This is a genomic window from Microbispora sp. NPDC046973 (genome assembly GCF_040644495.1).
In the GTDB taxonomy this organism is placed as follows: domain Bacteria; phylum Actinomycetota; class Actinomycetes; order Streptosporangiales; family Streptosporangiaceae; genus Microbispora.
Genome location: NZ_JBEYWQ010000006.1, coordinates 269984 through 288962 on the forward strand (window position 1 = coordinate 269984; position 18979 = coordinate 288962).

Here is an 18979-nt window from a genome sequence, read left to right on the forward strand (position 1 = left end):
TCATCGGTCGGGTGACCTCCCTGGACGCCCATCGCGTCGTGGACGCGGTCTGGAAGATGGAGTCCGCGAGGATCGTCGCCGGCCTCGTCCGGATGGTCGGCGACGTCGGCCTGGCGGAGGAGCTGGCGCAGGACGCCGTCCTCGCCGCGCTGGAGCGGTGGCCCGGGGCGGGCGTCCCGGACAACCCGGGCGCCTGGCTCATGACCGTCGCCAAGCGCCGCGCCGTCGACCACCTGCGCCGGGAGGAGCGGCGGGACCGCGGGCAGGAGCAGCTCGCCCACGATCTCGCCACCCGCCCCGACGACGGCGAACGTGACGTGGACGACGTGGTGGACACGCTCGACGGAGAGGTCGGCGACGACGTCCTCCGGCTGATGTTCGTCTCCTGTCACCCGGTGCTGTCCACCGAGGCCCGGGTCGCGCTCACACTGCGGCTGATCGGCGGCCTTCGGACCGACGAGATCGCGCGGGCCTTCCTCGTCTCCGAGAGCGCCGTCGCGCAGCGGATCGTGCGGGCCAAGCGGGCGCTCGCCGACGCGCACGTCCCCTTCGAGGTCCCGTCGGGGCCGGAACGGGCGGCCCGGCTGTCGTCGGTGCTCGAAGTGATCTATCTCGTGTTCAACGAGGGATACGCGGCGACGGCGGGCGACGACCTGATGCGCCCGTCCCTGTGCCTGGAGGCGCTGCGCCTGGGCCGGGTCCTGGCCGAGCTGACCCCGGACGAGGCCGAGGTGCACGGCCTGGTCGCGCTGATGGAACTGCAGCAGTCGCGCTCGGCCGCGCGTATCGGCCCTTCGGGGGAGCCCGTCGTGCTGCACGAGCAGAACCGGGGACGCTGGGACCCGCTGCTCATCCGGCGCGGCTTCGCGGCGCTGCTGCGGGCGCGGCAGGCCGGCGGCCCCCTCGGTCCGTACGTGCTGCAGGCGGCCATCGCGGCCTGCCACGCGCGGGCCGCCACGCCGGAGGAGACCGACTGGCCGCAGATCGCGGCGCTCTACGAGGCTCTCGTCAGGGTGCTGCCCACGCCGGTCGTCCAGCTCAACCGCGCGGTCGCGCTCGCCATGGCCTACGGGCCGCGCGTGGGTCTCACGCTGGTGGACACGCTGACCGGCGAACCCGCGCTCAAGGGCTACCACCTGCTGCCCGCCGTACGCGGGGACCTGCTGGCCCGGCTCGGCCGGCACGACGAGGCCCGCGCGGAGTTCGACCGCGCCGCGTCCCTCACCCGCAACACCGCGGAACGGTCAGTGTTGCTGCGGCGCGCCGCGACCTGCGGCCAGGAAGCCCAAGAAGCTCAGGAAGGCGGGGAAGGCGGGAAAGCCCGGGAAGCGGCCGCGGAGGCCGGACCGGCGGATGCGGAGGTCACGCTCGGCAGGGCCATGGGGCTCTTCCTCGCCCGGCCCGATCTGAGCGCCGACACGATCCGCTCCTACAACCAGACCCTGGCGCGGCTGTGCCGGCACCTCGGCGAGGACGTCCCGCTGCGCGACGTGACGTCCCACCGGGTCGCCGAGGTCTTCGCCGCGGCGTGGGGCACGGCGGCGGGGGCGACCTGGAACCGGCACCGCGCGGCACTGCGGTCGTTCGCCGCGTGGGCGGCCGAACGCGGCTGGGCCGCCGCCGGCCTCGCCGCCCCGCTCGACCGGCGGCCCGAGCCCCGCGCCCGCCCCCGCCCCATCGACCGGTCGCGACTGGACAGCCTGTGGGAGCGGCCGGACGTCCCGCTGCGCGAGCGCGCGCTGTGGCTGCTGCTGTACGAGAGCGCGGCCCCGGCCGAATGGGCGCTCTCGCTCGACGTGGAGGACCTCGACCTGCCCGGCATGCGCGGCCGGGTGAAGGCCAGGGGGCACTGGCTGCGCTGGCAGTCCGGCACGGCCGCGCTCCTTCCCCTCCTCGTCGGAGACCGCCGCCGGGGCCCGCTGTTCCTCGCCGACCGCAGGCCGGGGCCGGGCCGCATGCCGGCGGCGGCCGACCTGTGCCCGCACACGGGCCGGGGCCGCCTGTCGTACGAGCGGGCGGAGTACCTGTTCAAACGGGCGACCAGGGACCTCGATCCGGAGGGCGGCGGTTACACCCTGCACCGCCTGCGCCACTCGCGCCTGGCCCACCTCGGCGAGGACGGCTGGTCCGCGCCGATGCTCATGTCCCTGTCCGGCCACGCCAGCGCGCGGACCCTGCACGGATTCGTCAGGGTTCCGCGACCTGCGGATACCGTTGCCTGAGTGGGGAGGAAAGCGGCATATCTCAAGGACGTCCTGCTCTGGGCCGTCCTCGTGCTGCCGGCGCTGTGGGCGGGCCTCACGCACGCCCTGGCCGACAGGTACACCTGGCCCGAGGTGATCACCGGGCTGGCCGCGATCGGCCTCGCCGTCGCGCTCGCCCGGTCCCGGCCGCTGGTGGCGATGCTCGTGCCGGCCGCGCTGTGGGCGGGCTCGGTGGCCGTGCGGGGCGACCCCACCGTCTTCTTCCTGGCCCTGGCCGTGATGAGCTACCTGGCCGGGGTGCGCATGGCCATGGCCCGGCCGGCCCTGCTCGGCCTGTCGGCCGCCGCGGTCGCCGCCGCCGCCGTCGTCCCGGTCGTACGGTGGCTTCTCACGGCCCGGTGGGACCTGGGCGCGTGGTTCTTCGCCGTCACGGGCATCGCGCTGTTCGGACTCGTCCCGTGGCTCGCGGGCCACGCCCGGCACCAGAGCCAGGCCCTGACCAGGGCGGGCTGGGAACGCGCCGGGCATCTGGAGCGCGAGCGGCGCATACTCGCCGAGCGGGCGAGGCTGCGGGAGCGCGCGGCGATCGCGAGGGAGATGCACGACCTGCTCGGTCACGACCTGAGCCTGGTCGCGCTGCGGATCGGCGCCCTGGAGATCGCCGCCGACCTCCCCGAGAGCCGGCGCAGGGCGGCGGGCGAGGCCCGAGAGGCGGTCACCGCCGCGGCGGAGCGCCTGCGCGACGTCGTCGCCGTGCTCGGGGACGGCGACGGCCTCGGCCCGGCGTCCACGGACCCGGTATCCACGGACCCGGCATACGCGGACCCGATGTACGCGGATCCGCCCGAGGTGAGCGTGGACGAGCTGGTCCGCCGCGCCGTGGCCGCAGGGATGACGGTCACGCTGCACGGCGCGCACGAGGAGGCGAGGATCCCCGCGCCCGCGCTCGCCACCGTGCGGCGGGTCGTCCGTGAGGGGCTGACCAACGCCGCCAAGCACGCGCCGGGGGCCCCGGTCACCGTACGGCTCGCGCACGCACCGGGCGAGACCGTGGTCGCCGTCGCCAACGCCGCGCCGCACCGGCCCGGCCTCGGCGTGACGGGCGGACACGCGCTGCGGGCGCTGGCGGAGCGGGTCCGCCTGCTGGGCGGCTCCCTGCGGAGCGGCCCCGCCGACGGCGGATTCACCCTGACCGTACGGCTCCCGCACACCGGGCCCCCGCATGTCCCCCCGCGAGCGGCGTCGCGTCCCGTGGAGCTGGAGCTGGCGCTGGCCCGGCGGCGGGTGCGCCGCACGCGGCTGGCAGCAGCGCTCGTCTGCCTGGCCGCGGCGGCCGGAGTGGCGGCGTTCGTGCTGGGGTTCACGGTCTACGAGGCGACCACCTCGGTCCTGCCGCCTGCCGAGTTCGCGAAGCTGAGGGTCGGGCAGGCCGAGTCCGAGGTCGCGGCGGTGCTGCCGGCCAGGACCAGGATCGACGACCCGTCGTGGCCCGAGCCGCCGATCCCGCCGGGCGCCCGATGCCGCTACTACAGCACCAGCCCCGAGCCGTTCGGCGAGTTGACGCTCTACCGGCTGTGCTTCGCCGGGGGCCGGCTGGTCGGCAAGACCTTCCTGCCCTCCTGAGCGGCGCCCGGAGACTTTCCGCGCTTCCGTACCATCAAGGCGTGCACGCGATCCGGGTGGTCCTGGCCGACGACGAACCGGTGATCCGCGCCGGGGTGCGGGCGATCCTGGCGGCGGACCCGGGCATAGACGTGGTCGCCGAGGCCGCCGACGGGCGTGAGCTGGTGGACGCCGTCCTGGCGCACCGGCCCGACGTCGCGCTCGTCGACATCCGGATGCCCGGCCTGGACGGGCTGGCCGCCGCGGCCGAGGTGCGCAGGACCGCCCCCGCCACCGCCGTGCTGATCATGACGTCCTTCGGCGAGGACGCCTACGTCGCCCGGGCGCTGGGCGACGGCGCGGCCGGGTTCCTGCTGAAGACCGGGGATCCGCGCGAGTTCCCCCTCGGGGTGCGGGCGGCGGCCGAGGGCGGGGCGTACCTGTCGCCGCCGGTGGCCGCACGGGTCATCCGGGGCCTCGCCGGCGACCGCCTGTCGCGCTCGGTCGCGGCCCGCGATCGGGTCGCGGCGCTGACCGACCGGGAGCGCGAGGTGCTCGCCCTGGTCGGCGAGGGCCTGTCGAACGCGGGCATCGCCGCCCGCCTGCACCTCGCCGAGGGCAGCGTCAAGACCTACATGAGCACGATCATGGGCAAGCTCGGCGTGCCCAACCGGGTGCGGGCGGCGGTCATCGCCCACGAGGCGGGACTGGCGGGCGGGCGGTAGTCAGCACCGCCGCCAGCGCCGGGCGCCGCCGCATCGCGGCGACCAGGGCGGTCGCCGGGTTCCGCAGGGCCAGCAGGACCAGCGGCGCGACCAGCGCGCCGAACAGCAGCCCCGCCGCCACGTCGTGGGGGTAGTGGACGCCGACGAAGACCCGGGAGAACGCCTCCAGCAGCGCGAGCGCCGGCGCCACCACCGCCGCGCCGCGCCACAGGGCGACCAGCGCGACGGCCCCGGCCGCGGCGAAGGTCGCGTGGTTGCTCGGCAGCGACCAGTCGCCGTACGGTGGGCAGGGCGCCACCGTGACCACGTCGGTCAGGTCCCAGCAGGGGCGCCTCAGCCGCAGGACGCTCTTGACGCCCTCACTCGCGAGATAGGCCGTCACCACCGCGACCGGTGCGAGCAGGGCGAGCGCCATCCTGCTGTCGGCCGCCCGCCGCGCCCGCCACCAGCCGAAGACGAGGAACGCGAAGAGGATCGCGGGGACGGCGTCCGTCGCGACCTCCGCCGCGTCGCGCACCCACGCGGGTGTGTGCTGGGCGAACGCGGTGACCTCCCGGTACCACTCGGCGCTGATGTCCGGGACGTCCTCGATCTCGTTGCCCACCGGTTCCCCTCGGTGCCGCGTCCTGCCGGTCCGTCCGGCCCCTCGACCCTAGGGACCGGCCGGCACGGCGGGCACTCGCGGAAAGTCGCCGGTGACCCTTCACTTTCGTCAATGTTCCGCCAGGACGCGTCGACGCTCCGCCGCGACGGCCGCCCTCCGGCGGGTGAACCACGCGTACGCAAGGGCGGCGCCGCCGACCAGCAGCGGCCAGACGAGGTAGACGCCCGACGCGGCGACCAGCAGGGCGACCGCCACGAGCGCGAGCAGGGCGGCGGCCCTGGCCCGGCCGGGCGGCAGCAGCCGGATGGCGGCCGCCACGCCGATCGCGTAGACCACCACGAACGACCCGTTGGTCATCAGCACCAGCGGACGGATGCCCGTCCCCGCCGCGTACACGACGGCGAGCGCCAGGAAGGACAGCACGGCGACGACCGCGAGGCTGCGCCGGGGCACCTCCCCGGCGACGCTGCCGCGCGACAGCCAGCCGGGCAGGGCGCCGTCGCGGCCGAGGGCCGCGCCGAGCTTGGCCGCCCCCGCCCAGTACGCGTTCATCGCGCCGAGCGTCAGCAGCAGCGCGGCGACGGCGGCGAGCAGCCGGGCGTTGCCGCCGAGACCGAGGGCCAGCAGGTCGCCGAGGGGAGCCCGCGCGCCTCCGGCGGCCGGGCCGAGGACGGCGACGGTGGCGAAGGCGACCGACAGGTACAGCACGCCGACCAGCACGACGGCGGCCGCGGCGGCCCTGGGCAGGTCCCTGGACGGCCTGCGGAAGTCGGCGGCGAGGTGCGTGATCGCCTCCCAGCCGGCGAAGCTCCACACCAGCAGGGCCGCCGCCGGGGCGATGGCCGTCCAGCCGTGCGGGGCGAACGGCCGCAGGTTGGCCACATCGGCGTGCGGGAGCGACAGCGCGACGGCGACGACGAGCAACGCGACGAGCAGCCCGGCCAGCCCGAGCTGGACCCGGCCGGTCACCCGCAGACCCGAGGCGTTCGACACGGTCACGACCGCCATCAGCCCCGCCGCCGTCAGCGTCGCGGTGCCGGTCCCGCCGCCCACCGCCGCGGCGACGTACTCGCCGCCGAACAGCGCCGCGGCGGCGGCGCTGGGCGGAATCGCGAAGTAGAAGCACCAGCCGACGACGACCGCCGCCCGGTCCCCGAAGGCGAGGCGGGCGTAGGTCGACACGCCGCCGGAGTCAGGGTGGCGCGCGCCGAGCGCCGCGAACGCCGCCGCCAGCGGCGCCGACAGCACGACCAGGCCGAGCCAGGCCAGCAGCGACGCCGGTCCGGCCGCCTGGGCCGCGAGTGCGGGCAGGGCGATGACGCCCGTGCCGAGCACCGCGCCGACGTACATGGCGGTGCCCTGGGCCGCCGTGAGGCGGCCCGCCGGTGCGGTAGCGGATGCGACAGCAGGGGTGACGCTCGTCTGAGTCATGCGCGTTCACCTTCCAGTCAGGGAAGCGGCCGGCCGGGAATGCCCCGGCCGGCCCAGGTCGTGGAGCTGTCTCAGGCGGAGGTGCTGAACTCGAGGCTGGCGGGCAGGTCGGAACGGCGCGTGACGTTGAGCTTGCGGTAGATCCGGGTCAGGTGCTGCTCGACCGTGCTGACCGTGATGTACAGCTTGTCGGCGATCTCGCGGTTGGTGTATCCGACCGCGGCGAGCGAGGCCACCCGGCGCTCGGCTTCGCTCAGCGTCCCCGAGGCGCTCTCGGTGCGGGGCGGCTCGACCGGCTGCCCGGGACCGCCCTGGGTGAGCGCGTTGACCAGCGGGACCGCCTCGCACTCCTCCGCGATCCGCTGCGCCTGCCTGGCGACCGTACGGGCGCGGCGCAGCTCTCCCACCGCCTGGTAGGCGTCGGCCAGGTCGACCAGGGCCCGGGCCAGCTCGTACTGGTCGCCGCTCGCCTGGAGCATGTCGGCGGCGCGGCGCAGCAGCGGGGGACGCTGCCGGGGCTCGCTCGCGGCGGCCGTCAGCCGCAGACCGGTGCCGCGGGCGCGCACCGGGCCGGGGGCGCAGCGGGCCACGTGCTCGTCCAGCAGCGGGCGGGCCCGCTCCGCGCGGCCCATGCGGATCAGCGCCTCGGCGGCGCCCGTACGCCAGGAGACCAGCCCCGGCGAGTCGAGGCTCCAGGAGCCCATCAGCTCGCCGCAGGTCTGGAAGTCGCGCAGCGCCATGCCGAGGTCGCCCGTCGCCAGGTGGTAGCGGCCCCGCGCGTTCAGATAGTGCAGGCCGTACCGGGTCTGGAGCATGGCCTCGGGCACCGGCTGGTTCACCAGCTGCACGGCCTCGTCCAGCCGGCCCATCGCCGTCACCGAGGTCAGCAGCACCGACAGCGGGGCGCCGACCGCGACCCCCCAGCTCGACGGCGGGATGAGCCGCACGGCCATCTGGGCGAGGCCCTCGGCGCCCTCGAGGTCGCCCTGCCGCAGGCTGATCTCGGCGCGCAGCGCCGCGAGGCGGGCCTGCCTGCTGGGGGCACGCCGGCTGGCGGCCTCCTCGAAGAACAGGTCGCACCAGGGGGCCGCCAGGTCGGGCCGCTCACCGTAGATCAGCGCGAGCAGGGCGCACTCGACGGCGTCCATCGACATGTCGTCCAGACGGGAGCCGCGCAGGATGCGCTCCACGTCGGCCAGCGTCTGCGGGTGCGGGCCCTTGGTCAGCACCGCCGCGAGCGCGGTGGCGGCCTCCAGCCGGCCGATGACCGGCGCGGACGGCGGCGCCTGCGTGCTCATGTCGGTGACCCTCGGGATGTGGGCCAGGAACGGCGTGTAGGAGCAGCGCAGCCACGGCCGGGCGGCGCGGATCTCGGCCACGGTCTCCGCGTCCATGATCGAGCCGATCCTGCCCAGGTGGTCGAGCACGTCGCGGGCGTCGTCGAAGCGGCCGTGCCACAGCAGCGCCTTGGCCAGCACGACCGCGTCGGAGCCGCGCAGGTGGCCGCGGTGCATAGCGTCGGTGAGCTCGTCGAGGTGGGCGGCCGGGGCGCTCGGGTTGAGCCGCCACTCCGCCCGCACCAGCGTCGTCTTGATGGTGGCCCTGCGCTGGTCGTCGGTGCACGCGCCGTCGGCCAGCCGCAGGTAGTCGACGGCGGGCTCGACGCGTCCCTCGCTGAGCGCCTGCCGGGCCGCCTCCTCGAGGATCGGCACGGCCCAGGACCCCCCGTTGTGCTGGGCGGCCAGCAGGTGCTCGGCGATCACGGCGGCCGGGGCGGCCTGGCCGTACGCCAGCTCGGCGGCCCTGCGGTGCAGGTCCGTCCGCTCGTGCCGGTCGAGATCGGCGAGCACGGCGGCGCGCGCCTGCGGGTGGCGCAGGTGCAGGTCGGCGCCGACCAGCCCGGCGTTGTGCAGCGAGTTGAGCGCCTGGACGACCACGCCGGCGTCGAGGTCGAGCAGCCGGTCGAGGTGGCCGGGGTCGCCGGATACCGCCAGGCCCCGGGCGACGCGGGCCGCGAGCGGGTGCCCGCGGTGCAGGCACGACTGCACCGCCAGGCGGTAGGCGTCGCCCGCGACGATCTCGTCGAGCCCCGCGTCCGTCTCGTTCTCGGCCGCGACGCCTCCGGCGTCGGCCGCGGCGAGGTGGTCCTCGATGAGCGCGCCCACGAGCAGCGGGTTGCCGCCGCTGACCGCGTGCCAGTCGGCGGCGAACCGCCGGGCGACCTCGTCACCCACGATGTCGGCGGCCATGATCTCGACGCCCTCGCGGGACAGGGCCGACAGCGGGAGGCGGCGGCAGTGCGGCTGGCGCAGCAGTTCGGTCTGGAACAGCGTCGGGGCGTTCCACGACTCCTCCGACTGGCTGAAGATCGCCAGGATGTGGGCGAAGCGCAGCCTGCGGGCGAGGTAGGCCAGGCAGAGCTGCGAGGCGCGGTCGGCGTGCTGGATGTCGTCCACCACGATCATGAGCGGGTGCCGCTCGGCGAGTTCGAGGAGCACCATGCACAGGGCGTGCACGATGTGGGCGTCCACCTGGTCGACGTAGTCGGCCAGCGGGTCGGCCGACATAGCGCAGCGGGCGCCCTCGTGCAGCAGGTTGCGGGTGCGCTCCTCCTCGTCGGGGGTGAGCGGCGCGTTGTGCAGGATCTGCGACAGCACGGCCAGGGCCAGCCCCGACTCCGCCTGCGAGCAGGTCGCGGTCAGCGGCAGCGCGCCGTGCTCCAGCGCGTCCTCGACCAGGGTGTTGAGCAGCGCGGTCTTCCCCGTCGCGACGGGCCCGCCGACGATCGCGATCTTTCCTCTGCCGGTGACGGCGTCGGCCAGCATGTCCTCAAGGGAGGCCAACACCTCTTCCCGCTCCACCAGGGCCATAATGAGCCTCCCGAATTCCGTTCGATTCTCGGCCGGACGGCCGGTTTCACAATTGCCGTGACTTCTGTAAGACTTGTTGGTTGAGATGTCGTGGGGCTTGTCGGCCGAGACGCCGTCAGCCGACCAGCGTCATTCGCGCGGAAACGCTCTCGCCGGCCCGCTCCGCCGCGCCTTCCACGTTCGTTTCGCCCGCGCGGGCCAGCGCCGAGCGGACGGCCGCGAAGGACGCGGCGACCACGTCGTGGTCGAGGCCCACCCCCCAGACCTGCCGCCCGTCGATCACGCACTCGGCGTAGACCGCGACCTCCCGGTCCTCCCCGCTCCCGGCCGCGGCCTCCACGCCGGTGCGGTGGACCATCTGCACGTCCACGTTCCAGACCGCCAGCCGGGCGCCCAGGGTGCGGATGGCGTCGGCCCGCGGCCCGGCGACGTCGAAGCGCGCGCCGTCGACGTACAGCGTGGTCTGCAGCGGCCGGCCGCCGAGCCCGAGCGGGACGGTGATCTCGGTCCGCGACAGGTACTCCTCGTCGAACAGGTCCCGGACGACGGTCGGGGTGATCTCCCCGCCCGAGCCGTCCGCGTGGGCCTGCACGACGCGGGCGAACTCCGCCTGCAGGCTCTTGGGCAGGTTCAGCCCGTGCCAGGCGCTCAGGATGTAGGCCACGCCGCCCTTGCCCGACTGGCTGTTGATGCGCACCACCGCCTCGTACGTGCGGCCGACGTCCTTGGGGTCGATCGGCAGGTACGGCATGCGCCACGGCAGGTCGTCCACGCTGACGCCCGCCTCGCCGGCCTCCACGGTCAGCGCGTCGAAGCCCTTCTTGATGGCGTCCTGGTGGGAGCCGGAGAAGGCCGTGTAGACGAGGTCGCCGCCGTACGGGTGGCGGGGGCTGACCTGCATCTCGTTGCAGTACTCGACGGTGCGCCGGATCTCGGTGATGTCGGAGAAGTCGATGCCGGGGTCGACGCCGTGGGTGTACATGTTCAGGCCGAGCGTGACCAGGCAGACGTTGCCGGCCCGCTCGCCGTTGCCGAACAGGCAGCCCTCGATCCGCTGGGCGCCGGCCAGCAGCGCCAGCTCGGAGGCGGCCACGCCGGTGCCCCGGTCGTTGTGCGGGTGGATCGACAGGCAGACGTGCTCGCGGCGCGACAGGTTGCGGTCGAGCCACTCGATCTGGTCGGCGAAGACGTGCGGGAGCGACCGCTCCACCGTCGTCGGGAAGTTGAGGATGATCTCCCGGCCCTCCTCCGGCTGCCACACGTCCATGACCGCCTCGCAGACCTCGAGCGCGAACTCGGGCTCGGTCTCGTTGAACAGCTCGGGCGAATACTGGAACCCCAGGTCGCAGTCGCCCAGGGTGGCCTCGGCGTACTTCATCATCAGGCGGGTGCCCTCGACGGCGAGGTCCCTGCACTCGTCGCGCGTCATGCCGAAGACCACCCGGCGGAAGAGCGGGGCCGTCGCGTTGTAGAGGTGGATGTTGGCCCGGGGCGCACCGGCCAGGCTCTCCACGGTCCGCCGGATCAACTCGTCGCGCGCCTGCACCAGAACCGAGATCCGCACGTCGTCGGGGATCCGGTCCTGCTCGATGAGCATGCGCACGAAGTCGTGGTCGTCCTGGCTCGCCACCGGGAACCCGACCTCGATCTCCTTGTAGCCCATCCGTACGAGCAGGTCGAACATCGCGAGCTTGCGCTCCGGGCTCATCGGGTTGACGAGCGACTGGTTGCCGTCGCGCAGGTCGGTGGACAGCCATCGCGGGGCGGCCTCGATCGTCCGGTCCGGCCAGCGCCGGTCCGCCAGGCGGACGGGGGTGAAGGCCGAGTAACGGGAAGGAGAGCTGCTCATGAGGAATTCCTTTCTCATCGGCGACCATGCCACCGAATTCGCGACCGACCGTTTCTCTCGAAAAGCTGCCCGCGAATCGCGCCGACTTCCTTCGGGAAGGCCGTCCAAATTGCTGGTGATTCGCTGACCGGTACGTTGCCGAAGCTACAAGCGCCCTGGTCAAGGGGCAAGAGAGAAGCAACTAGAGTGCGCCCGGTGTCAGCCGTACGATCGGTAGGGGTATCGAAAGTTGTAGGTCCGGTACAACCTCCCGGGCGGCCCCCTTAACGCCCCCCTGAATCGGACACATACTCCGAGTCATGTCGATCAGCAGAGCAGCATTCCCGGCCATTTCGATTTCGCCTTTCCGAATCCTCGGAATGTGCGTGACCGAGGCGCGCCCGTCCGTTCTGGCCATCTTCTTCCTGCGGTTCGCCGCCGGCGCGGCCCTGGACGCCGGGCTCGTCCCCGCCGACCCGTTCCGCCTGGCGGCGGGGGCACTGGTGTGGCAGTGCGCGATCTTCTTCGTCTATCTGATCAACGGCGTGATGGACGTGCGGGAGGACCGCGCGAATGGCTCGCGCCGGCCGATCGCCCGCGGCGACCTCGATCCCGACCTGGCCCGGGTCATCGCCTGGGCCGCCGCCGCGGCCGCCCTGCTCGGCGCGCTGCTGCTCGGCGGCGCGATGATCTGGCTGGTCACGGCGGTGCTCGCGCTGGGCTACCTCTACTCGGCGCCGCCCTTCCAGCTGAAGAAGTGGTCCAGCGCCACGGTGCTGGTCGGCGGCCTGTCGGGCCTGCTCACCTACTGCGCGGGCTACACCTCGGACGGGAGCGGCCTCAACGGGCACGAGGTGATCGCGCTGCCCGCGTTCGCCGTCGCGGCCTCGCTGTGGATGGGCCTGGTCGGCACGCCGGCGAAGGACCTGCCCGACATCGCGGGCGACCGCTCCGCCGGGCGCGTGACGTTCGCGGTCAGCCGCGGAGAATGGCCGGTCAGGCTGCTGCTGTCGGCGGTCGCCGCCTCTGTCGCGCTCGCTTTCTGCGCGGTCGCGCTGCTAATGCGAGTGCCCCTCGGGATGGCGCCCGCCGCGATGCTCGCCGGCGCCTCGCTGCTCGTCGTCGTCACTCTCAGCCCGCTTTCCCGGGGGTCCCGGGTGCGCCGCCGCCTGCCCTACCGGGCGTTCATGACGACGCAATACGCTGTGCATTTGGCTGTTCTTCTCCCGCTGGTGTCACAATTCTTATTGTCTGGGCGTGCGGCTTAGTCCAGGATGGAGGCACTCGTCCGCTTCCTCTCGGAGGGTCCATTGGCGGGAGATGGAGAACTGGGACCGGCGGTCCCGGACTTCGAGGCTTTCCTCGAAGCGCATCGCTCCGTGATTCTGGAAGCGTACGCACGGAACCTGGCGGCCCTGGACAGCCCGATCAGCCGCGACCCGATCGCCCTGCGGCAGGCGATGGCGAACGCGGAGCAGATCCTCGACGACGTCGCGGAGACGCTGCGTGCCGGCACCGTCAGGGTGGGCGACTCCCACAAGATGATCGCGTGGGAGGTGGGGGCGACCAGGGCGGCGAGCGGGGTTCACCCCGACGAGTCGCTCCGCGCGGCGTCGGTGTGGTTCCAGGCGGTCGTGACCTGCCTGCTGGACCGCATGCCTGGCGACGCCGAGTCGATGCGGCTGCTCACGCTGGTCGTGCTGGGGCTGGAGCGCAGCATCACGACACGGATCAGGGAGGCCTCGGCCAGCTACTCGAGCTTCCTGCTCGACAAGGTCCACGAGGCCCAGGTCGAGGAGCGCCGCCGGATCGCCCGCGAACTGCACGACCGGCTCGGGCACGGCCTCAGCGTCGCCCACCGGCAACTGGAGCTGTACGATCTGCATCGGGCGAGCAAGCCCGCGACGGCGACCGCCAAAGTGGAGACCGCCCAGCAGGCCATCCTGGAGACCATGCAGAACCTGCGCGCGGTCACCAGCGAACTGCACCCGCAGGAGCCGCTCAACAGCCTGGAGAAGGCCCTGCTGTACTACCTCGAGACCGTGGACATGGACGAGGTGGACATCCGGCTGCGGGTCAGCGGGGACGAGACGTGGGCCTCCCCCACGGTGCGCGACGAGTCCTTCCTCATCCTGCGTGAGGCGACCAGGAACGCGCTCAACCACGGCAACCCCGCCAAGGTGCTGATCCGGATCGACTTCGCCCCCCACGAGCTGCGGGCGTCGGTGGAGGACGACGGCCTGGGCTTCGTCGAAGGAAGCGGCAGGTCGGACGGGGTGGGCCTGCTGTCGATGCAGGAACGCGCCGCGATCATCGGAGGGACGACCACCATCACCAGCAGGCCGGGCCACGGCACGCACGTCGAACTGTACGTGCCCTTCGCAGGGCTCACCCCATGAGCGAGCGCGGCGAGCGAATCAGGGGACGCAGCGCGGTTCGCTCGTGCGACCCCGAGCCGCCGGGCGAGGGGAACGAATGAGCGAGCGCAGCGAGCGAATCAGACAACACAGTGCGATTCGCTCGTGCGCCCCCGAGCCGCCGGGCGAGGGGAACGAATGAGCGGATCGGACAACATGATCAGTATCGCCGTCATCGACGACCACGCGCTGTTCCGGGAGGGCCTGCGCGAGATCCTGGAGGCCCAGGAGGACTTCGAGGTCGTCGGCGAGGCGGGCGACTCGGACGGGGCGGTGGCCCTGGTCGAGCGGGAGCGGCCCGACGTGGTCCTCCTCGACGTCGAGATCCCCGGCGACGACGCCACGCAGACCGTGACCCGCATGCGCGCGATCTCGCCCGAGTCGCAGATCATCATCCTCAGCATGTACGACGGCCCACAGCTGCTGAGCCGCCTGCTGGCGGCGGGCATCCGCGGCTACCTGCTCAAGAGCGTGCACCGCCAGGAGCTGGTCTCGGCCGTCAGGAGCGTCAGGAACGAGCCCGACCGGCTCGTGCTCGCCGTCTCGCGCGACTCCTTCGCGCAGGTGCAGGGGGGCGGGTCGAAGGTGGTGCTGACCGACAGGGAGCGGGAGATCCTCGAACTCGCCGCCCAGGCGCTGAGCAACTACCAGATCGCCACCCGGCTCACGCTCACCGAGGCGACGATCAAGCGGCACCTGCACAACATCTTCACCAAGCTCGGCGCGGTCTCCCGGATCGACGCGGTCAACAAGGCGCTGGCCGCCTCGCTCATCTCGCCGCGCCGCGACCAGCCCGCGCCCCGCCCCCGCCCGAACGCCCCCGGCCTGCGCGGACAGCGCCAGATCCCCTGAGGCTCAGTCGTCCGGCAGGGGAAACGTGCCGGCGAGGCTGTCCTTGACCGCCTCGGACAGCAGGATGCCGGCCGCGGTGAGGTTCATCTCCAGGTGGACCAGGTCGCGCGTGCTCGGCACCGGCACGATGTCGTCGCCGCGCGCCAGCAGCCAGGCGATGGCCAGCCGTCCCATGCCGATGTCCATGTCGGCCGCCACCCGCTGGGCGTCGCGCAGCCGCAGCAGCTCGGCCTCCAGGTTCTCCGGTGAGAAACGCGGGTCCTGGCGGCGCACGTCCCCCGGGCCGAGCTGGACCGGCGAGGTGATCCGGCCGGTCAGGAAGCCCCGGCCGAGCGGCCTGCCGGCGACGACGCCCATCCCCAGCTCGCGCGCCACCGGCAGCAGCTCCCGCTCCGCCCGGCGCTGCCACAGGGAGTACTCCACCGCGACGGCGGCGACCGGCCGCGCCGCGTGCGCGCGCCGCAACCGGCTTCCGTCCAGCCCGCGGATGCCGATGTGTGCGATCTTCCCGGCGTCCTGGAGCCGGCCGGCCGCGCCCATCGTCTCCTCGATCGGCACGCCGACGGCGCCGGGGTCCACCACGAACAGGTCGATCCGCTCGATCCCCAGGCGGGCCAGCGACGCGTCGCAGGCGCGGCCGAGGTCCTCGGGACGCGACTCGCAGCGCCCCTCCCATCGGGCCGCACCGGCCCATCGAACCCCGCGGGGAGCGGCCGCGATCAAGGCCTCGTCGCGCCGGTGGGCGACGGCCTTGCCGACCAGGCGCTCGGCCTCGCCGTCGGCGTCGATCAGGTCGATCAGCGACACGCCGCCGTCGAGCGCGCGCAGAACGACGCGCATCGCCTCATCGGGGTCGGCCGGGCCGTACGCACCGGTCAGCGCCGTGCAGCCGAGCCCGAGGCTCGCGGAGACGAGGCCCTGCCCGCCGAGGCTCACGCGCCGCATGACGCCGCCCTCGACCCGCGTGGCCGTGACCGGTTGATGGGTTTCGATATCGCTTTGTCATTCACGTGGACACCGCTGGAGGTAATGGAGGTACGAGAAACGCGAGGATGCACCCGATACCACTCAGATTGTGCGAGGCGGATTTTCCACCCCTATTTTTCCCTACCGCTACGGCCGTTCGCGCTACAAATCTGGCAAATCATCGGCCAGATATGACGGCAATTCGGCCACGGAACCGCCGAACACGACGAAGCGGCTGGCGAGGTGGCCCGAGTGGGGGTTGCGGGCGCCGTGCCGGACGCCCGGCGGCGCGAAGACGCCGTCGCCCGGCCCCAGGTCCACCCACCGGTCGTGCAGGTAGAACTGTCCCTCGCCCTCGAAGACGAAGTACACCGCCTCACTCTCCTCGTGCGGGCGGACGCCGAGCGTCTCGCCCGGCAGCATGATCCCGCAACGCAGGCAGAGGCCCGCGTGGCCGGCCCCGGGGCGGAACAGGACGTTCGCGGCAGGCGGGGTCAGCCAGGTCTCGCCGTTCCACAGCGAGCGGAACCGGGCCGGGCCGGTGCTGGGCTGGATGGTGCGGGCCGTGCCGCCCGCGGACGGTGCGGCGCTCCAGATGTAGACGGTCATCTCCCGGTCGCCGGCCGACAGGGAGTACGTGCTGCCCATGGGCGAGTACAGCGCCGAGGCGGCGCGCATCCGGCTGATCTCGTAGCCGACGGTGCCGACGCCCGCGCCGGCCAGCACGACCGCGATCTGCTCGGCCGCCGCCGCGCCGGGCGGCGACCACTGACGGCCCGCGGGGATGCGGACCGCGTCGACGGCAGAGTGCCGCGCTCCGATGCGGGGGCCGACCACTGGGCTCACCCAGCAGTCGCCGTGCCGCCGATACTCCAGCTCCGCGCCCCGCAGCACCGCGCCGGTCTCCTGCCTGGCGCCGATCTCCTGCGTCATGTTCATCGGTCTCTCCCTGGTCACACCCGCGCGAGTTCGGCGCGGGCGGCGGAGGGGGTGAGGATCGCGTGGTACTGCCAGATGATCACCAGGCCGAAGACGGCGTACAACGCGGCCATTCCCCACGGAGGCAGGACCGAGCCGACCGTGATGCACAGCGACGCGACGACCAGGGCCACCCGGATGTTGAGGTTGTAGACCGCCATGTAGCGGGTGCGGGACGCGGCCGGGACCATGTCGGCGAGCAGGGCCTGCCGCACCGGCACGTCCATCAGCTCGCCCACGGTGAGCACCAGCGCGGCCACGAGCAGGACCCAGCCGGTGTCGCTGACGGCCAGCACCATGTATCCGGCGGTGAACAGCCCCGCCCCGGCGTACAGCCGGACCCGGTCGGGCACCCGGCGCAGCACCAGATGGGCGACGAGCGCGAGCGCCACGACCAGCACGGTGTTCTCCGCGCGGAGGATGCCGAGCATCTCGACGCCGTCGACGCGGACCGACCACGAGCCGATCGACAGCAGGTCCTGCGCCGGCAGGTCCCTGGCCAGCCGTACGCCGATGTAGTTGATCAGCTGGAGCTCGATGGACATGAACAGCGTGGCGGCCACCAGCAGCCGGCCGAAGGCGCGGTCCTGGAGCACCAGCCGGTAGCCGTTGGCGAAGTCCCGCAGGATCGAGCCGCGCGGCTCGGCCGCCGCGCCGGTCTCCCCCTGCTCGCTCACCCCCTGCTCGGTCTCCTCCGGCTTGGTCTCCGCGATGAGGAAGTACGTGGCGGCGGCGATCGCGATCGTGCCCGCGGCGGCCAGGGTCAGCAGCAGCGTGAAGTGGCCGTTGTAGAGGAAGCCGCCGAGCAGCGCGCCGAAGGCCAGCGCGAGGTTGATCGACCAGTAGTTGATCGTGTAGACGAGCTTGCGGCTCTCGGGGGTCGTGACGTCGAGGATCATCGCGTCGTTCGCCGGCATCGCGAAGCTCGCGGCGAACTTGTTGACGAGGTAGCCGCAGTAGACGATCGCCGGGCTGTGCCAGGCGGGCGAGTCGGCCACCGCCATGAGCGCGAACGTCAGGCAGACGCCGGTCTCGCCGAGCAGCAGCGTGCGCCGCCGCCCGCGGGCGTCGGACATGTGCCCGCCCGCCAGCGTGCCCACGACGCCGAGCACCATCACGGTCACGACCAGCACGCCCGCGACCGCCACGCCGTACTCGAAGGCGAGGTAGATGGCCATGAACGACATGACCATCGAGTCGAGCAGGCGCTGCAGGAAGCCGACCGCGATGCGGACGCGCAGATTCGGGTGGAGCGCGGCCAGGTTCACGACGTCACGCCCGCTCCGGCCGCGACGGGCTCGCCCACCTCGGCCCGTACGAGCGAGTGGACGTGCCGCGCCCGCGCGACGGCCTGCTCCTCGGTCTCCCCGGTCACGACGACGAAGCCGTGCCGGGTGCGCCAGTCCACCGTCTCCGGGATCCGGTCGCCCGGCCGGAACGGGAACTCCAGCATGTCGACGAAGTCGAGCGCCCTGGCCTCCTCCACGCCGGAGACGGCGCGGACCTCGCCGGGAGTCAGGCTGAAGTACGAGATGTGCGCGACCGCCCGGCGCTCCACCGTGCCCGGCGGCCTGCCGTCGAGGATCCGGAAGACGGCCCGCTCGATGTCGAGCCCGGTGGCGAGCTGCACCAGCCGCGGGATCTGGTCGCCGCCGAGCCGCGCCTGCGACTCGACGATCCGGGGGCCGGCCGCGGTCCAGATGATCTCGGTGTGGGCCGGGCCGGTCTGGTAGCCGGTCAGCCGCAGCATCTCGATCGTCAGCTCGGCCATGGCCGCGGTGTCGGGCCCGGCCTGCGCGGGGTGCACATGCCCGGCCTCGACGAACAGCGGCGGCGGGCCGAGCACCTTGCGGGTGACGCCCACCACCTGGTGGCGGCCGTGGTCGCTGAGCGACTCCACGCTGTACTCGGGGCCGCGCAGGTACTCCTCGACCAGGACCGGACCGTCGTAGCCGTACGAGTCGAGCAGTGCGCCCCATTCGGCGACCTGGCCGGGCTCGCGCAGCAGATACACGCCCCGGCTGCCGGCCAGTTCTGTCGGCTTGACGACCACGGGCAGCTCGAAGCCGCCGAGCAGGGCGGGCACGTCCTGCCAGCGCGCCGCGTGGGCGAACCGCACCGGCGACAGATCGTGCTCGGCGAGCAGCCGCCGCAGCTGGAGCTTGTCGTTGAGCAGTTCGATCGAGCGTGGAGGGTTGACCGCCTTGCCGAGGTCCTCCGCGATGCGGTAGGTCGCGAGCATGCTCTCCTCGGCTCCGATGTGGTAGACGAGGTCGGCGCCGAAGTCGCGCACGGCCTGCCGTACGACCCGGTCGAACGCGACGGGGTCGGCGAAGTCGACGGGCACGAAGGCGTCGGCCAGGTCGGCGATGCCGGCCAGGTAGTCCGGTGTCTGCAGGGTGGGATCCCAGACCGCGCAGATCCGGTGCCCCTCCTCACGGGCCTTGATGACGAACGCCCGGTAGGGCATGACCATGACGAGATTGCTCACCGGGATCCTCC

General features: G+C 73.2%; 14 protein-coding genes. 6 read left to right on the forward strand and 8 right to left on the reverse strand.

The annotated features are described in order from the left end of the window. The first annotated feature begins 11 nt into the window (after nucleotides 1-11). The 3 genes from ABZ860_RS15245 to ABZ860_RS15255 are packed head-to-tail and all read left to right on the forward strand — an operon-like array spanning nucleotide 12 to nucleotide 4531. On the forward strand, nucleotides 12-2222 hold the full coding sequence (locus ABZ860_RS15245; RefSeq protein ID WP_357220167.1) for a sigma-70 family RNA polymerase sigma factor: 2211 nt from the start codon (nucleotides 12-14) through the stop codon (nucleotides 2220-2222). Further along, the gene (locus ABZ860_RS15250; RefSeq protein WP_357220169.1) at nucleotides 2223-3827 is read left to right on the forward strand and encodes a histidine kinase; all 1605 of its coding nucleotides are present in this window, start codon (nucleotides 2223-2225) and stop codon (nucleotides 3825-3827) included. It abuts the gene before it with no gap. Nucleotides 3828-3868: 41 nt separating this feature from the next. Beyond that, nucleotides 3869-4531, forward strand: coding sequence for a response regulator transcription factor (locus tag ABZ860_RS15255; protein WP_357220171.1), 663 nt, complete (start codon nucleotides 3869-3871; stop codon nucleotides 4529-4531). On the opposite strand, the gene ABZ860_RS15260 is transcribed toward ABZ860_RS15255, so the two are convergent. The 4 genes from ABZ860_RS15260 to leuA all read right to left on the reverse strand — a co-directional run bounded on the left by ABZ860_RS15260 (nucleotide 4494) and on the right by leuA (nucleotide 11285). Beyond that, the gene (locus ABZ860_RS15260) at nucleotides 4494-5135 is read right to left on the reverse strand and encodes a phosphatase PAP2 family protein (RefSeq protein WP_357220173.1); all 642 of its coding nucleotides are present in this window, start codon (nucleotides 5133-5135) and stop codon (nucleotides 4494-4496) included. The genes ABZ860_RS15255 and ABZ860_RS15260 overlap by 38 nt on opposite strands. A 108-nt stretch (nucleotides 5136-5243) precedes the next feature. Continuing rightward, a complete protein-coding gene (locus ABZ860_RS15265) occupies nucleotides 5244-6566 on the reverse strand; it encodes an APC family permease (RefSeq protein WP_357220175.1) in 1323 nt (440 codons plus the stop codon). 71 nt (nucleotides 6567-6637) lie between these two features. Beyond that, nucleotides 6638-9436 (reverse strand): AAA family ATPase, encoded by a 2799-nt coding sequence (locus tag ABZ860_RS15270; RefSeq protein WP_357220177.1) that lies wholly within the window; start codon nucleotides 9434-9436, stop codon nucleotides 6638-6640. 115 nt (nucleotides 9437-9551) lie between these two features. Continuing rightward, complete coding sequence (gene leuA / locus ABZ860_RS15275) at nucleotides 9552-11285, reverse strand: 2-isopropylmalate synthase (protein WP_357220179.1); 1734 nt, start codon at nucleotides 11283-11285, stop codon at nucleotides 9552-9554. Nucleotides 11286-11650: 365 nt separating this feature from the next. On the opposite strand from leuA, the gene ABZ860_RS15280 reads away from it, so the two are divergent. From ABZ860_RS15280 to ABZ860_RS15290, 3 genes are all read left to right on the forward strand, one after another. Next, complete coding sequence (locus ABZ860_RS15280) at nucleotides 11651-12532, forward strand: UbiA family prenyltransferase (protein ID WP_357220181.1); 882 nt, start codon at nucleotides 11651-11653, stop codon at nucleotides 12530-12532. A gap of 111 nt (nucleotides 12533-12643) precedes the next feature. Then, nucleotides 12644-13663 (forward strand): histidine kinase, encoded by a 1020-nt coding sequence (locus tag ABZ860_RS15285; protein ID WP_357220183.1) that lies wholly within the window; start codon nucleotides 12644-12646, stop codon nucleotides 13661-13663. Nucleotides 13664-13819: 156 nt separating this feature from the next. Continuing rightward, nucleotides 13820-14533, forward strand: coding sequence for a response regulator transcription factor (locus tag ABZ860_RS15290; protein ID WP_357220185.1), 714 nt, complete (start codon nucleotides 13820-13822; stop codon nucleotides 14531-14533). A gap of 3 nt (nucleotides 14534-14536) precedes the next feature. Here the strand turns inward: ABZ860_RS15290 and ABZ860_RS15295 are convergent, their stop codons facing one another. The 4 genes from ABZ860_RS15295 to ABZ860_RS15310 all read right to left on the reverse strand — a co-directional run bounded on the left by ABZ860_RS15295 (nucleotide 14537) and on the right by ABZ860_RS15310 (nucleotide 18968). Next, nucleotides 14537-15478 carry an aldo/keto reductase gene (locus tag ABZ860_RS15295; RefSeq protein ID WP_357220187.1) on the reverse strand — a complete coding sequence of 314 codons (942 nt, stop codon included), beginning with the start codon at nucleotides 15476-15478 and terminating at the stop codon, nucleotides 14537-14539. A 183-nt stretch (nucleotides 15479-15661) separates the two neighbouring features. Next, on the reverse strand, nucleotides 15662-16438 hold the full coding sequence (locus ABZ860_RS15300; protein ID WP_357220189.1) for a cupin domain-containing protein: 777 nt from the start codon (nucleotides 16436-16438) through the stop codon (nucleotides 15662-15664). Nucleotides 16439-16452: 14 nt separating this feature from the next. Beyond that, nucleotides 16453-17745, reverse strand: a complete 1293-nt coding sequence (locus tag ABZ860_RS15305) for an MFS transporter (RefSeq protein WP_357220191.1) — start codon at nucleotides 17743-17745, stop codon at nucleotides 16453-16455. Further along, nucleotides 17742-18968: an ATP-grasp domain-containing protein gene (locus ABZ860_RS15310; RefSeq protein WP_357220193.1), complete on the reverse strand. Its 1227-nt coding sequence runs from the start codon at nucleotides 18966-18968 to the stop codon at nucleotides 17742-17744. The genes ABZ860_RS15305 and ABZ860_RS15310 overlap by 4 nt, the downstream gene beginning before the upstream one ends. Nucleotides 18969-18979: the final 11 nt, after the last annotated feature.